This window comes from Amycolatopsis sp. QT-25 (assembly GCF_029369745.1).
Classification (GTDB): Bacteria; Actinomycetota; Actinomycetes; order Mycobacteriales; family Pseudonocardiaceae; genus Amycolatopsis.
Window position 1 is genome coordinate 5089510 of record NZ_CP120210.1, and the last position, 15298, is coordinate 5104807.

Below are 15298 nucleotides of genomic sequence, written 5' to 3' on the forward strand. Positions count from 1 at the left end.
TGAACGCGCGTTCATGAACACGTGTTCATATGGGGGGGGAGTGAGTCTGACGTCAAGCGTCACGTGACTCTCAGCGGTAGCCGGGCGACCAGCCGCGCGCCGGAGGCGCCGTCCTCCGCCCGAAGCGATCCACCGTGCCGGACGGCGATGTCCCGCGCGAGTGTGAGACCGAGACCCGTACCTCCCGCGTCCCGCGCGCGAGCGTCGTCGAGCCGGGCGAACCGATCGAAGACACGCTCGCGATCGGCGGCGGGGATGCCGGGGCCGTCGTCGAGGACTTCGAGGACCGCCTCCCCCGCCTCGCGCCGGAGCCGGACCGTGACGGACGACCGCGCGTGCCGCACGGCGTTGTCGAGCAGGTTCCGCAGCAGGCGTTCCAGCTGGACGGGTTCACCCGCCACCGGCGCCGGTCCGTTCACATCGGACACGACCGCGGGGCCGGGTTCGAGCGCGCGTTCGGCGACCTGCTCCCCCACCACGTCGGCGAGGTCGACGGCGGCTTCCGGGATGCCGGCGGGGTCGACCGCAAGCTGGAGGAGGTCCGCCGTGATGCGCTGGAGCCGCTGGACGTCGAGCAACGACCGGTGGGCGACGCCGGGCCAATCGGCGCGATCGGCGTGGGTGAGCGCGACCTCCAGTCCGGCGCGGAGGTTCGCCAGCGGGCTGCGCAGCTCGTGGCTGGCGTCCGCGATGAACCGTTCCTGTTGGTCGTAAGCCTGCTGGAGCCGGTCCAGGGTCTCGTTCATGGTGGTCGCCAGGCGGGCGATCTCGTCACGGGACGGTGGTACCGGCACCCGGCGGTCGAGTCTGCTCCCGCTGACCTCGGCCAGTTCCCGGCGGATCGCCTCCACCGGCCGCAGTGCCCGCCCCGCCGCGAGCCACGCGGCGAGCGCGGTGATCAGCACCGCGAGCGGGACGAAGAAGACCAGGGTGTCGTCGAAGGTCCCCAACGTCCGAAGCGTCTCCCACGGCGACACGAACAGGTGGACGGTGAAGCGGCGCCCGCCGCGGTCGGTCACCTTGCCCACCACGGTGTACTCGCGGTATTCACGCCAATGGGGATGGTCACCGGGTTCGAGCGTGGCCTTCGTGGTGATCGTCCAGTCCGCGGGTGCCCCGGCGGGCGCGGGCGGCAGCGGCGTCCACCCGGGATCCCAGCGACGGAGTTCCTCGCTGCCCGCCACTGCCTTGCCGGACTCGTCGACCACTTCGAACAGCGCGTCGCCGTAGAGCGCCGGTGGCTGCCCGGCACGGTAGGCGTCGGCGAGGCCGTCCAGCTGGACTCGTGTCGCGGCCACGGCACTGACCGACAATTGCTTGCTCAGCAGTTCTCGGGTGCCCAGCCAGCCGAGGCCGAACACGACCGCACAGAGCAGGGCGGCCGAAAGCGCGGTGCTCCGGCGTACCGAGGAAGGCCACGACCCGCTCATCCGTCCTCCAGCCGGTACCCCGCGCCACGCACGGTCGCGATGGTGCGCCGTCCGAACGGCGTGTCCAGTTTGCGCCGCAGCGCGCTCACGTAGACCTCGACGATGTTGGGATCGCCCCGGTAGGCCAGATCCCAGACCTGCTCGAGGATCTCCCGTTTCGTCACCAGTTGCCCGCCGTGGCGCAGCAGGCATTCGAGGACCGCGAACTCCTTGGTGGTCAACGACACCGGCGTCCCGGCCCGGCGGCACGTCCGCTTCGCCGGGTCGAGTACGAGGTCCCCGAACTCCAGCACGCCCGCCGTGCCTGCCCCACCCCGGCGCAGGAGCGCCCGCAGCCGGGCGGTGAGCACGACGTAGGAGAACGGCTTGCTCAGGTAGTCGTCGGCTCCGGTGTCGAGCGCCTCGGCTTCGTCGTACTCGCCGTTCTTCGCCGTCAGCATGAGGATCGGCGTGGTGATGCCGCGCTCCCGCAGTGCCGCGCAGACACGGTAGCCGTTGAGCTTCGGCAGCATGATGTCCAGGATGATCACCTGATACGGGTACAGCTGCGCGAGTTCGAGCCCTTCCAGGCCGTCGTGGGCGAGGTCGACCGCGTAGCCGTCGGCCTCGAGTCCCCATTGGAGGGTCTCGGCCAACCGCCTTTCGTCTTCCACCACGAGCACGCGCATGACCCGATCTTCGCAGATCACCGCCTGGGTTCCTGAAGCGTTCTTCAGGTTGTTTCAGGAACCGTTCAGGTGCCTCCGGCCATGATCCCGGTATGCACACAATGGACGGTTCCGCGGCGGGCGCGATGGATGTGGTGAAGGTCTACGGCCAAGGCGACACCGCGGTACGGGCGCTGGACCACGTGTCACTGGACTTCCCGCGCGGCCGGTTCACCGCGATCATGGGTCCCTCGGGGTCGGGCAAATCGACCCTCATGCACTGTCTCGCCGGACTGGACACCGTCGACACCGGCCGGGTCCACATCGGACGGACCGAGCTCACCGGCCGGTCCGACGCCGAGCTGACCAGGCTGCGCCGCGACCGGGTCGGGTTCGTGTTCCAGTCGTTCAATCTCCTGCCGACCATGACCGCCGAAGAGAACATCCTGCTCGGGCTCCGGCTCGCGGGACGGCGCCCGGATCCGGTGTGGTTCGACACCATCGTCGGCACCCTGGGGCTTCGGGAGCGCCTGCGGCACAAGCCCGGCGAGCTGTCCGGCGGCCAGCAGCAGCGGGTCGCGTGCGCCCGTGCCCTCGTCGGACGACCGGACGTCGTGTTCGCCGACGAACCCACCGGCAGCCTGGATTCGAGGTCCGGCGCCGAGGTGCTCGACTTCCTGCGGACCTCGGTCCGCGAACTCGGCCAGACGGTGGTCATGGTGACGCACGACCCGGTGGCGGCCTCGTACACCGAGCACGGGGTGCTGCTGGCCGACGGCCGGATCGCCGCGCGGATCCCCCGGCCGACCGCCGACGCCGTGCTCGGCGCGCTCGCCGGGCTGGGGGCGTGATGCTGCGAACCGTGCTCGCCGGGCTCAAGGCCCGGCCGCTGCGGCTGCTGCTGTCGGCCGTCGCCGTCACACTGGGCGTGACCTTCGTGGCCGGCTCGTTCGTGCTCACGGATTCCGTCGGCGCCGGACTGCGGGACGCCGCGGCCTACGAGACACGTGGTGTGGACGCGTCGATCACCGCCGACCGGGCCGCCCTCGACGACACGACGCTCACCAAGGCCCGGCAGGTACCGGGTGCAGCCGCCGCGGAGGGCAGGACCACCGTCAGCGCGCCCCTGATCGGACCCGACGGGCGGCCGCGTGACGCCGCCGCGACCGGGTTGAGCGCCGACGAACGACTACGCCCGTACGACCTCGTGGAAGGCCGTTTTCCACGCGACTCCGGCGAAATCGCGCTGGAGCGGACCAGTGCCGACGGCTTCCCGCTCGGCGGGCCGGTGACCGTGCTGGACGAGACCGGCGGCCGTCACCCGCTGACGCTGGTCGGCACGTTCAGCCGCCCGGCCGACTCCGGTCTCGGTGGGGCGAACCTGCTGGTGTCGCAGGAAATGGTGCACCGGCTGAATCCGGCGGCGACGTTCGGCGAGATCGTCGTGCGCGCCGCACCCGGCGTCGGCCAGGCACGACTGGCCGCGGATCTGCAAAAGGCCTTGGGTGTCCCCGTGGTCACCGGGAAGGAAGCCGCCGCCCGGCTGCTCGCCGAGACCGCGCCGGACACCGCCGGTCTGGCGAAGTTCTTCGTCGGCTTCGCGGTGCTCGCCATGGTGGTGGCCGCGATGGTGATCACCAACTCCTTCACCGTTCTCGTGACCCAGCGGGCACGCGAGCTGGCGTTGCTGCGCTGTGTCGGGGCCGGGAAACGGCAGCTCTTCGGCGGTGTGCTGGCCGAAGCGGCGGTGGTGGGCGCGGTCGCCTCCGTGGCGGGGCTCTTCGGTGGCGTCGGTGCCGCCGCCGCGTTGCAGGCCGTCGCGGGACAGCAGACCATCCATCTCCCCTTGACCGCGCGGACGGTGGCCGCCGCGCTGGCCGTCGGAATCGGAGTGACCTCGCTCGCGGCGGCGATCCCGGCATGGGCGGCGACGCGGGTCGCGCCGGTCGAAGCGCTTCGGACGCCGGCCGGATCCACGCGTGCCGGCCGGCCGCGCGCGATCGTGGCGGCGTTGCTCCTCGCGGTCGCCACCGGCGCGGGCGCGCTGGCCCTTCGGTCCTCAGTGGATGGTGGTGCCGCGCTCGCCGTGCCGGCGATGGCCGCGCTGCTCGGCGCGGCACTCGCCGCCGGGCCGCTGATCGCGGGTCCGGTCGTCAGGACGCTCGGCAGGCTCGTGCCAGGGCGGGCCGCCGAACTGGGCGCCCTCAACGCCGACCGCGACCCGAACCGCACCGCCGCCAGCGCCGCCGCCCTCACCATCGGCCTCGCCGTCGTCACGCTCGCGACCACCCTGGCGGCCGGGGTCGAAGCGGGCCGCGGCCGAGGGCTGGACGAGCAACTGGCCGCCGACTTCGCCGTCACCTCGGTGATCATGACCCGGCCCCTCCCCGCGACACTCGTGGACACCCTCGCGACCGTGCCCGGCGTCACCGCCACCGCGACCCGCCGGTCGTTCTCGGGCGACCTGGGCGAATACGGCGACTACCAGCTGACCGCCGTCAGCGGCGACCTCCTGCGCCCCACGGTGCTCTCCGGTCGTCTCGGCCGGTTGGGCCCCGGCGAGATCGCCATCAGCAAGGATCTCGCCGATCAGACCGGGCTCGCCGTCGGCGGCACCGTTCGGTCCCTGCGCGTGGTGGGGGTCTACGACGCCGTGGACGGGCCGGGAGTCGATGTGGGGTTCGCGCTGGTCGACGTCACGGAGCAGCGGAGGCTCGACCCGGCCGGGGAGAGCTACGACGGGAGCGTGCTCGTCAAGGCCGCCGATCCCGAACGGACGCGGCCTGCGCTGGAGCGGGCGCTCTCCGCGACACCACTCGCGAAATTGAGCAGTGCCGGCGAGATCAAGGAAGAGGAGGCCGCGCCGCTGCGGGCGACCTTGAACCTCATGTGGGCGCTGACGGGGCTGGCGGTGCTGATCGCTTTCGCCGGGATCACGAACACGCTTTCGCTGTCCGTTCTGGAGCGGACGCGGGAATCGGCGCTGCTGCGCGCGCTCGGTCTCACCCGTGGCGGGCTCGGCGCCGCGCTGACCGCGGAGGCGGTGTTCGTCGCCGTCCTCGGTGCCGCGTGCGGTCTGTCGGTGGGGATCGCCTCCGCGTGGCTGATCACGGAAGTGGCGGCGGGCGGCGGTGAACCGATCGTGTTCGCGCCGCCTTGGGCGCGACTGGGGGTGCTGGTGGCGGCGGCCCTGGTCGCGGCTCCCCTGGCGGCCTTGGTCCCGGCGCGGCGGGCCGGACGGCAAGGGCTCGTGGCGGGTCTTTCGGCCGAGTGACGCTCGATGACCGGCCAGAACCCCGTCCCGCGGCGTTTCATGGGGATTTCATGGCTCCGTCCTACGGTTCCGGGCACGGCCGCACCCGCGGGCCGGTGGCCCCACGAGGAGACGTGCATGAGCCCCGCGAGCCGGACCCCGTACAACACAGTGCTGCCCTGGGACGACGCGCCGAGTCCCGGCGAGCGGGACGGGGCCGTCGGACCCGGCTGGAGCTGGGCGGCGTTCTCCTTGCCGTGGGCCGGCGGCCGTCCGTCGCCGAAGTACCGATGGACGGTGTTCGAGACCGCCGCCCACGCCGTCGAGGACCTCCACCGCCGCCTCGTGGACGGCGACGTCGGCAGGCGCGGCGCCCTGTGCTCCTCGGTGCTCCGCAAGCGCGGGGCACCGAGGGAATTGGTGCTGTGCGACGCCGCGGAGTGGGCTTACGCCGTCCACGAGGTCCGCGCCGGAGCGCACTTGGCCGATGCCGCCGACGCCTGCTTCCTGCGCTGGCGGACGAGCATGGCGGGGCACCGCTTCACGATCGTCAACGCCGGCGTGCCGACTGTCTGGTGAGGTCCAGGCCTTCGAGCGCGAGGGTGCGTTGCACGGAATCGCCGTCGGAGCCGATCGTCGTGAGCACCCACTCGAAATGTTCCCTCGCCGTCACCGGATCACCCGCGGCGAGATGGGTGCGGCCGAGCCGGTTGCGGATCTCGGACTCCATCCCGGCGATGGTCTCCTCGGTGACCGCCGTCAGCGCCCGCCGCTGGAGGTCGAACGCCGCGTCGAGGTTCCCCAGTTCCAGTTCCGCGGCGCCAAGGCGGGCGAGCGCGGTCGCGGTCAGCAGGCCGTCCGCGGTCTCCTCGGCGAGTTCGACGGACCGCCGGAGGTCCAGCGCGGCTTCGGCGAAACTGCCGGTCTCCAGCCGGACGGTTCCGCTGTGGCACAGCACTCTGGCCAGCATGCCGGGGCTGCCGATCTCCTCGCTCAGCTCACGGGCACGGCCGAGGTGGCCGAGTGCTTCCTCGTGCTCGCCTTGCAGGTAGGCGAGATAGCCCAGCGCGGACAACGACCGCTCGGCCAGCCAGCGGTCCCCCACCTCGTCGGCCAGGACCATCACCCGCCGCATACCCGGGATCGCGAGCTCGTGCCGTCCCGCGATCAGATCCACCATGGTGAGCCCGCCGAGCGCCCGCGCCTCCACCCCGCGGTCACCGGACGACCGGCCCGCCCGCAGCGCGTCGTCGAACCAGCCGCGCGCCCGGTCCAGCTGCCCTTGCATGGCGTAGGCGTAGCCGAGGCAGAAACGCAGCGAAGAGACGAGACGTTCGTCTTCGGCCTGTTCCGCCAATGGCAGCGCGATCTGCAGCGCCGTCCGGCATTCGTGGTACCGCTGCTGGCGCGCGAGGTAGTCGACCAGCGCCTCGGCGATCGAGCAGGCCAGGCCGTCCAGTCCGGCTTCGGCCGCTTGGGACACCACCTCCGGCAGGTCACCGACGGCGTCGAGCCAGGCGGAAGCGTCCCGTTGCCCGGTGAACGCTCCGCCGGATTCCACCGGGAATCGCGCGACACCCCATTCGCTCGCCCGGCGAGCGGCGCCGAGATACAAGCCGTGCACCCGTTTCCGCGCCGCGTCGGCGACGTCTTCCGGCATTTCGCCGGCGAGATGCCGCGCGTAGACCGCCACCAGGTCGTGCAACCGGTACCGACCGCTCGCCGGTTCCTGCACGAGGCTGGCGTCGACCAGGCTTTCCAGCTCCCGCTCGGCTTCGGCGGGTGAGGAGCCCAGCAGCGCGGCGACCGAAAGCCGGTCGAACTCGGTCGTCGGGGACAGGCCGAGCACCGTGAACGCGTTCTGCTCGGCCGGGCGAAGCTGCTCGTAGGACAGGCGCAGCGCCACCTCGACGCTGCGGTCCTCGGCGGTCAGCTCGCCGAGCCTGCGCTCGTCGTCCGACATCCGGTCCACCAGGTCCTTGAACGTCCACATCGGACGGTTCTGCAACCGGGCGCCCGCGATCCGCAACGCGAGCGGGAGCCGTCCGCACAGTCCGGCGAGCGCGCGCACGGCGAACCGTTCGCCCTCGGCCCTCGGCGCCCCCACGATCCGGCCGAGCAGCTTTTCCGCCGCTTCGAGGCCCAGCGCGCCGAGGGAAACGCGGCGGTCGGCGTCCAACCCGGACAGCCGGCGCCGGCTGGTCACCAGCACACGGCTGCCCGGCCCGGACGGCAGCAGTGGCCGCACCTGCCCGGCGGATTCGGCGTTGTCGAGCACCAGCAGCAACTTCAGCTGCGCGGTCGCCGCCCGCCACGAAGCGGCCAGTTCGTCGAGATCGTCCGGCATGGCGCCGTCTTCGACACCGACCGCGCGCAGCAGCCGCCGCAGCGCGCGCTCGGGCTTGACCGGTTCGCGGCCTTCGGTGTGGCCGTGGAGATCCACGAACAAGGCACCGTCCGGACAGGACTCCCGGAGCCGGTGGGCCGCGCGCACCGCGAGCGTGGTCTTGCCCGCGCCGGGAACGCCGTCCACGGCGTCGACCGAGACCGACTCCGGATCACCGTCCTCGACAAGGAGCGTGAGTTCCCGGTCCCTGCCGACGAGTTCGCCGTTGGTGGCGGGCAGTTCGTTCCGGATCCGGCGGGACGGCTCGCGGCGCGGCGCGACCCCGAGCAGCGTCTCGTCCCCGCGCAGCACCGCTTCCTGCACCTGCCGCAGTTCCTCCCCCGGCTCGACGCCGAGCTGCTCGATCAGCCGCTCGCGGACGTCGGTGAACACCTCCAGCGCCTCCGCCTGCCGCCCGCCGCCGTAGAGCGCCCGCATCAGCAACGCGGCCAGTGGCTCGCTCGGCGGATCGGCCGGCACCAGCGCCGACAGCTCGCCGATCACCTCGTCGAACCGCCCGAGTTTCAGCTGGGCCCGCAGTTTCCGGCGTAGCAGCAGAAGTTTGCGTTCTTCCAGCCGTCGCCGCTCGCCATGGACGAACGCACCGGGCAGCCCCGTCAGCGGCTCGCCGTGGAACAGCCGGAGCGCGTCGGCGAAGGTGTCCACCGCGGTGACGAGGTCGCCCGCCTCCTCGGCGGCGGCCGCGACGACGGCGATCTCCTCCAGCCGTGCCACGTCGAGGCGCACCCCGCCGCTGGCGAACCGGTAGCCGCCGCGATCGGACACGATCACCGAGTCCCGCGGCTTCTGCCCGGAGCTGTCCAGGCATTGCCGCAGCCGCCGGACGTACACCGGCAGCACATTGGATTCCGGCGGTTTTTCCCAGAGCCCGTCGGTGAGTTCGTGGTGGCTGACGGTCACGTCCGGGCGCAGCAGCAACGCGGCCAGCACGGCCTGCTGCCGGACCGGACCCAGGTCCAGCCGGGTCTCCCCGTGCCAGGCCCGCAACGGGCCGAGTAGTTCGAGGCGAAGTCGCGAGTCCGGCATTGTCCCCCCATCGTCGTGCATCAGCCCGGCACCACGATCCCGTGGTCGAACGCGTAGACGATCGCCGCCGCCCGGTCCCGCAGCTGGAGTTTGGTGAAGATCCGGCCGATATGGCTTTTCACGGTCACCTCCGAAATGACGAGGGCCGCGGCGATCTCGGCGTTGGTCAGCCCGCGGCCGATCGCCCGGAGCACGTCCTGCTCCCTCGGTGTCAGCAGTTCCGGCGACCGTCCCCCGCTGCCGTTCCCGGCGGCCTGCCGGTACGCGGCGAGCACCCGGCCGGTGACGCCGGGGTCGAGCCAGGCGGCACCCCCGGCGACCGCTCGCACGGCCCGGATCAGGTCCTCGGCCGGGGAATCCTTGAGGACGTAGCCGGCGGCGCCCGCCCGCAGCGCGTCGGCCAAGAGGTCGTCGTCGTCGAACGTGGTCAGCGCGAGCACGGGCGGACGACCGCCGGACCCCCGCAGCCGCCTGGTCGCCTCGACGCCGCCGACGTTCTTCATCCGCAGGTCCATCACGATGACGTCGACCTCGTGCGCGGCCAGCGCCGCGGCCACTTCCGAACCGTCGCCGCATTCCCCCGCGATGACGAATCCGTCGCGACGCCGCAGGATGCGCCGCAGCCCGGAGCGGACCAGCTCCTGGTCGTCGACCAGCAGCACCTGGATCTCGGCGGCGGTCACGGGTTGGCTCCCGGCACGGTGACCTGCACGATCCACTGCCTGCCGCTGGGCCCGGCGCTGAGTTCGGCGCCGAACTGGGCCGCGCGGACGGCCATGCCCGCCAGTCCCGAACCATCCTCGGCCGAGCGCCGGACGTTCGCGGGCAGCGGGTTGCTGACGATGAGCTTCATCCCGGACCGGCCGGCGTTCAGCCGGACCTCGGCGGTCGCTCCGGGGGCGTGCTTGACGACGTTGACCAGTGATTCCTGCACGATCCGGTAGAGACCCAATCCTTCCGAGGCGCCTACCCGGCCGGGATCGCCTTCCTGTGTGTAGCGCACCGCGAGTCCGGCACTGCGGGTGCGTTCCACCAGCGTCGCGATGTCCTCCACGCCCGGCAGCGGGGCGCTGCCCGACGGAGAGTCGGCGAGCAGGCCGACCGTGCGGCGGATGTCGGCCATCGCGGCCCGTCCCACCTGTTCGGCCTCGGTGAGCGCTTCGATCGCCTCGTCGACGTCGCGGTCCTGCTGCAAGGCGTGCCGGGCCCCGGTCAGGTGCAGCAGCGTGATGCTGAGCGAATGGCCGACGACGTCGTGCACCTCGCGCGCGATCCGCTGGCGTTCGGCGAGCAGGGCCTTGTCACGGGAGGCGTCCCGGCTGCCTCGTTCGGCGTCGAGCACCCTGGTGTACCAGCGGACCATGAGCCCGCCGCTGAGGCCGAGCAGGATGGCGACCATGTACACCGGCCCGCCGATCAGCCCGCCCCAGACCCCGGCCACCACCAGGACCGCCTCACCCGCGGCCGTGACGAGGGCGATTCCCCACGTCGTCCGCAGGACACTGCCCGCTTCGGTGGCCGCGACCAGCAGCAGCAACGGCGCGAAATCCGGGAGAACGGGCTCGAGGAGCAGCACCGAGGAGGCGAGGATCAGCGCCGTCATCCGCGCCCACGGCATGATCCAGTTCGTGACCGTCCAGATCACCGACGGCGCGATCACGATCAGGCCTGCCAGCGCGATCGGCTCGGGGGGCAGCAGCGCGTCCCGCTGCACCAGCGCGACCGCGGTGAACGCGAAACTCACCGCACTGGCGCACAGCGCCCCCCACCACGGCAGGGTCAGTCCGGCACGGGTGAGGCTCACCTGCACCCGTGCCCGGAACCGGTCCCGCAAGATCCTCAGCACGGCATCAGCCTAGGAAGTCCCGGTGAGCGCGTCATCGTGCGGCGGGCGGCAACCGTCTCCGCCCACGGTAGGAGGCGGGAGGAGCACGGACCGATGAAATCCGGATGAAACCCGGGCGTCATTCCCGGCTGAGCGCGACCCAGCCCAGTTTCTCTTGCTCCCGTTTCGGCAGGCCCGCGACGACGAGGTCGTAGGAGTCTTCGACCAGCTCCCGGACGAAAGCGCCGGTCAGCGGACCGTCCAGGTGGACGGTGTTCCAATGCCGCTTGTCCAGGTGGTGGCCGGGGATGATCTCCGGATGCTCGGCGCGCAGCCGGACCGCCAGGTCGGGCTCGCATTTCAGGCTGATCCGCAGCGGCTTCGCCTTGAGCGGGCTGAGCGCGAACATCTTACCCGCGACCTTGAACACGCTGGAGTCCTCGCCGAAGGGGAACTCCTCGCGGGCACCGGGGAAGCCGAGGCAGAGCTTCCGGAGAGCGGCAGGCGTCATGGCGTTCAGGCTAACCGCCCCCTCCGACAGGAATCCGTCCTGTCCAGGGCGTCGACCACTCGTCGGTGCTTACTCGACGATGGGTGGAGCCGACTGGGTGGAGGCGGAACCGGCATGCGCGCGAGGGGCTGGGGTTCGTACACGCCTCAGCTCGAGGAGACCAGGCAGGCGGTCAACCGGTTCATCCGCACCAGTGGGTTCTTCGACTCCTGCGTCGACTTCGACGCGGCGATCCGCGATCCCGCCGACCCGCGGCGGATGAGACCCGAGTACGACTCAGGCGATCACCCCCATCCCGGTGACCAGGGCTTCACCGTGCTGGCGAACGCCGTCCCGCTGCCGGAACTCCAGGGGAAATAAGAGCTGCGTCAGGCGGTTCCTTCGGGCACGATGAACTGATGGCGAGCAGGAATGACTAACGGCGACAGCGGTACCCGGGCGACGGCACGGCAGGTCCGGTTCGCCGAACACGACGCGCGCGCCGAAACGCTACGGGCACAGCTGGCGGATCTGCACGGAACCATCCGGCTGGCGAAACGGACGTCGAACCTGTTCCGGGCACGGACGGCGACCAGTACGCCGGGGCTGGACGTCTCGGGTTTCACCCAGGTCCTCGACGTCGATCCCCTGGCACGCACGGCCGACGTCGAAGGCATGGTCACCTACGAGCAGCTCGTGGACGCGACCCTGCCGCACGGGTTGATGCCGCTGGTCGTGCCCCAGCTCAAGACGATCACGCTCGGTGGCGCGGTCACCGGACTCGGCATCGAGTCGTCCTCGTTCCGCAACGGCCTCGTGCACGAGTCGGTGCTGGAGATGGAGTTGCTCACCGGCGACGGCCGGATCGTCGTCGCGCGGGCGGACAACGAACACAGCGAACTGTTCCACGGCTTCCCGAACTCGTACGGGACGCTCGGCTACGCGCTGCGGCTGAAGATCGAGCTGGAGCCGGTCAAACCGTACGTGCGGCTCGACCACGTGCGGTACGACGACACCGAGGAGTACTTCGCGGCACTCGGCGAAGCCTGCCGTAGCGGATCGGCCGACTTCGTGGACGGAACGGTCTTCGGGCCGGGCGAGCAGTACCTGACGCTGGGCACGTTCACCACCTCCGCGCCCGCGACCAGCGACTACACCTGGCTCGACATCTACTACAAGTCGATCCGCTCCCGCGAGACGGACCATCTGAGCGTCCGGGACTACCTGTGGCGCTGGGACACGGACTGGTTCTGGTGCTCACGGGCGTTCGGCGTGCAGAACCGGCTCCCCCGGTTGCTGCTGGGCAGGCGGCTGCTGCGGTCTTCGGTCTACTGGAAGGCGGTGGCGCTCGACCGCCGGTTCGGGATCGCCGCGAAACTGCTCAAGCTGCGCGGGCTCCCTCCGGAAGAGACGGTCGTGCAGGACATCGAGGTGCCGCTGTCGCGTGCCGCGGAGTTCCTGGACTTCTTCCGCCGCGAGATCCCGATCAGTCCGGTGTGGATCTGCCCGCTGAAGCAGCGGCCGGGTGGCGTGAACTCGCCACTGTACGAACTGGACCCCGAAACGCTGTACGTCAACTTCGGCTTCTGGTCCGCGGTCCCACTGGACCCTGGCGAGGAGCCCGATACGCACAATCGGCTGATCGAGGCCGAAGTGACGCGACTCGGCGGGCGGAAGTCGCTGTATTCCGACAGTTTCTATACCGAAGACGAGTTCTGGCGGCTGTACAACGGCGACGCCTACGGAACACTGAAGACGGCGTACGACCCGGACGGCCGCCTGCTCGACTTGTACGCGAAATGCGTGCGGCGGCGGTGACCCGGGCTGGGAGAAAAGAGAAGAACATGGCTGAGACGACGACCGTCGGGAAGATCTTCGAGCGGTTGCTCGGCCCGAGCACCGAAGTGTCCATCACCGCCTACGACGGCAGTACGAGCGGCCCGGCCGACGCGCCGGTGTCGATCCAGGTGCGGTCACCACTGGCGTTGACCTACTTGATGTCTTCACCGGGGGACCTCGGGCTCGCGCGGGCTTACGTGGCCGGCGCGCTCGATGTGGACGGTGACCTCTACTCGGCGTTGCGCGCGCTCGTGGCACAGGTCGATCAGCTCAGCGCCGCGGACCGGTTGTGGCTGCTGCGCGAACTCGGGCCGAGGCACCTGCGCCGCGTCACCCCGCCCGCCGAGGAATTGCCGAGTCGCGCCAAACGCGTCTTCGACGGGTTGCGGCACTCGAAAGCACGCGACAGCAACGCCATCTCGAACCACTACGACGTCTCGAACCGGTTCTACGAACTGGTGCTGGGCCCGTCGATGGCCTACACCTGCGCCGCGTATCCGTCCGCCGACGCGTCACTGGAGGAGGCGCAGGCGCACAAATTCGACCTGGTGTGCCGGAAACTCGGCCTCCGGCCGGGGATGCGACTGCTGGACGTCGGCTGTGGCTGGGGCGGCATGGTGGAGCACGCCGTCGAGCACTACGGCGTCGAGGCGCTCGGTGTCACCCTTTCGCGCGAACAGGCGCAGTGGGCGCAAAAGGACATCGTGACCAAGGGTCTCGCGGACCGCGCCGAGGTGCGGCACCTCGACTACCGTGACGTCACCGAAACGAACTTCGACGCGGTGTCCTCGATCGGGCTGACCGAGCACATCGGCGCGCGCAACCTGCCGTCGTACTTCCGTTTCCTCGCCGGGAAACTGAAGCCGCACGGGCGCCTGCTGAACCATTGCATCACCAACCCGGACACCTCGGTCCCGCACCGGTCACGCGGGTTCATCGACCGGTACGTCTTCCCCGACGGCGAACTGGAGTCCGTCGGGGAGATCGCCACCGCCATGCACGACAGCGGGCTCGAAGTGCGGCATTCGGAGAACCTCCGCGAGCACTACGCCACCACCCTCGGCGCGTGGTGTGCCAACCTCGACGCGAACTGGGACGCCGCCGTCGCCGAAGCGGGCGCCGGGCGGAGCCGCGTCTGGGCGCTGTACATGGCCGCGTGCCGACTCGCCTTCGAGCGGCGGGAGATCGAACTGCACCAGGTGCTCGGGGTGAGGGTCGGTCCGGACGGTGACTCGGGCATGCCGCTGAGGCCGGACTGGGGCGTGTAGGAAGGCGTCGGCGAGCCACCACGAGCCGCCGTCGCCGGCGATCGCCGCGGTGTCGGTGTCGGTGTCGGTGTCGGGGAACCCGTACATGAAGGCCCCCTTCCTTGCGCCTAGCGCAAGGAAGGGGGCCTTCATGTACCTCAGCGAGAGCACCACGGCGGCGACGTAGCGGGCACTGGGTCGTGATGTCCCTTGTGGACTGTCAAGCCGCGCCAGGCCCCTTCAGCGAATTCGCTTTAGCTCCTTCGGCTCACTAGGCCTGACCACGTCCCGTTCACCACTGGCCGGTTTCTTTTCACCGTCCCCCGGTGCGGCGGTGCAGCCAATAGGTCTAGACAACTTGTCACCAGCCCATGCACACCGACCACTGGCTAGGCTGTGGTCATGCGGCGAACAGAGGTCGAGGATCGGCTCCGCCGGCTCATCGAGCGGCGGCGGCCCGGTGAGGTTCTGCCTTCGGAACGCGCGCTGAGCACCGAAATCGGCGTCTCGCGCCCCACCCTGCGGGCCGCGATCGACGAGCTGGAACGCGACGGTCTCGTGGTCCGCGAACACGGCCGCGGCACGTTCACCGCACCACGCAAGATCTCCCAGGATCTCGTGCCCGCCACCGGCGGTGACCAGTTCGCCCCGCCCGCCGAAGGCCACTGGACCAGCCGGGTGATCGAGTTCGCCACCATCCCGGCGGGTGCCCGGCTCGGGAAACGACTCGAGGTCTCCCCCGGCCGCACACTGGTGGCCGTCACGCGCGTCCGCGTCGTCGAAGAGGCGCCGATGGCGATCGAACGCATCCTGGTCCCGCGGGATCTCGTGCCGGACATCACGGCCGCGGGCTTCGAGTCCGGCTCGTTATACGAACTGCTCCGCACCCGGTACGAGATCGTCCCCGCGACGGCCGTGCAGGTCATCGAACCGACCGTCACCGACGTGGACGAATCCGGCCTGCTCGGCGTGCCGCAGCACTCCCCCGCGCTGCTGTTCGAGCGCACCACCCGCGACGACGGCGGCCGCGTGATCGAGTACACCCGCTCGATCTACCGCGGTGACCGCTACCGGATCACGTCGCATCTGACGTTCGACCACACCTCCGGCTGACTCCGGCGCGCCGGAGCCGTC

At 70.8% G+C, this 15298-nt stretch carries 12 protein-coding genes and 1 pseudogene; 7 read left to right on the forward strand and 6 right to left on the reverse strand.

Translation table 11 applies throughout. From position 1 onward, the window contains the following. Positions 1-59 precede the first annotated feature (59 nt). Positions 60-1430: an ATP-binding protein gene (locus P3102_RS23500; protein ID WP_276361801.1), complete on the reverse strand. Its 1371-nt coding sequence runs from the start codon at positions 1428-1430 to the stop codon at positions 60-62. After that, positions 1427-2098 carry a response regulator transcription factor gene (locus tag P3102_RS23505; protein WP_276361802.1) on the reverse strand — a complete coding sequence of 224 codons (672 nt, stop codon included), beginning with the start codon at positions 2096-2098 and terminating at the stop codon, positions 1427-1429. Before P3102_RS23505 ends, P3102_RS23500 begins: the two co-directional genes overlap by 4 nt. A 101-nt stretch (positions 2099-2199) precedes the next feature. Between P3102_RS23505 and P3102_RS23510 the strand changes: the two genes are divergently transcribed. From P3102_RS23510 to P3102_RS23520, 3 genes are all read left to right on the forward strand, one after another. Then, positions 2200-2928 (forward strand): ABC transporter ATP-binding protein, encoded by a 729-nt coding sequence (locus tag P3102_RS23510; RefSeq protein WP_276371314.1) that lies wholly within the window; start codon positions 2200-2202, stop codon positions 2926-2928. After that, positions 2928-5351, forward strand: coding sequence for an FtsX-like permease family protein (locus P3102_RS23515; protein ID WP_276361804.1), 2424 nt, complete (start codon positions 2928-2930; stop codon positions 5349-5351). The genes P3102_RS23510 and P3102_RS23515 overlap by 1 nt, the downstream gene beginning before the upstream one ends. A 117-nt stretch (positions 5352-5468) precedes the next feature. Next, positions 5469-5909, forward strand: coding sequence for a hypothetical protein (locus P3102_RS23520; RefSeq protein WP_276361805.1), 441 nt, complete (start codon positions 5469-5471; stop codon positions 5907-5909). Here the strand turns inward: P3102_RS23520 and P3102_RS23525 are convergent. The 4 genes from P3102_RS23525 to P3102_RS23540 all read right to left on the reverse strand — a co-directional run bounded on the left by P3102_RS23525 (position 5881) and on the right by P3102_RS23540 (position 11099). After that, entirely contained in the window at positions 5881-8763 is a 2883-nt protein-coding gene (locus P3102_RS23525; protein ID WP_276361807.1) for a BTAD domain-containing putative transcriptional regulator, read from the reverse strand. The two genes, P3102_RS23520 and P3102_RS23525, sit on opposite strands and share 29 nt — an antisense overlap. Positions 8764-8783: 20 nt before the next feature. Next, the gene (locus tag P3102_RS23530) at positions 8784-9446 is read right to left on the reverse strand and encodes a response regulator transcription factor (protein ID WP_276361808.1); all 663 of its coding nucleotides are present in this window, start codon (positions 9444-9446) and stop codon (positions 8784-8786) included. Then, on the reverse strand, positions 9443-10609 hold the full coding sequence (locus P3102_RS23535; protein ID WP_276361810.1) for a histidine kinase: 1167 nt from the start codon (positions 10607-10609) through the stop codon (positions 9443-9445). Before P3102_RS23535 ends, P3102_RS23530 begins: the two co-directional genes overlap by 4 nt. Before the next feature lie 118 nt (positions 10610-10727). After that, entirely contained in the window at positions 10728-11099 is a 372-nt protein-coding gene (locus P3102_RS23540) for an MmcQ/YjbR family DNA-binding protein (RefSeq protein WP_276361811.1), read from the reverse strand. 123 nt (positions 11100-11222) lie between these two features. Between P3102_RS23540 and P3102_RS23545 the strand changes: the two are divergent. The 4 genes and pseudogenes from P3102_RS23545 to P3102_RS23560 form a co-directional block, all read left to right on the forward strand. Beyond that, positions 11223-11459, forward strand: a pseudogene (locus tag P3102_RS23545) (SGNH/GDSL hydrolase family protein); the annotation flags it as partial. A 51-nt stretch (positions 11460-11510) separates the two neighbouring features. After that, complete coding sequence (locus tag P3102_RS23550) at positions 11511-12896, forward strand: FAD-binding oxidoreductase (protein ID WP_276361813.1); 1386 nt, start codon at positions 11511-11513, stop codon at positions 12894-12896. A gap of 26 nt (positions 12897-12922) precedes the next feature. Then, positions 12923-14185: a class I SAM-dependent methyltransferase gene (locus P3102_RS23555; protein WP_276361814.1), complete on the forward strand. Its 1263-nt coding sequence runs from the start codon at positions 12923-12925 to the stop codon at positions 14183-14185. Between the two features lie 381 nt (positions 14186-14566). Beyond that, a complete protein-coding gene (locus P3102_RS23560; protein ID WP_276361816.1) occupies positions 14567-15277 on the forward strand; it encodes a GntR family transcriptional regulator in 711 nt (236 codons plus the stop codon). The last annotated feature ends 21 nt before the right edge of the window (positions 15278-15298 follow it).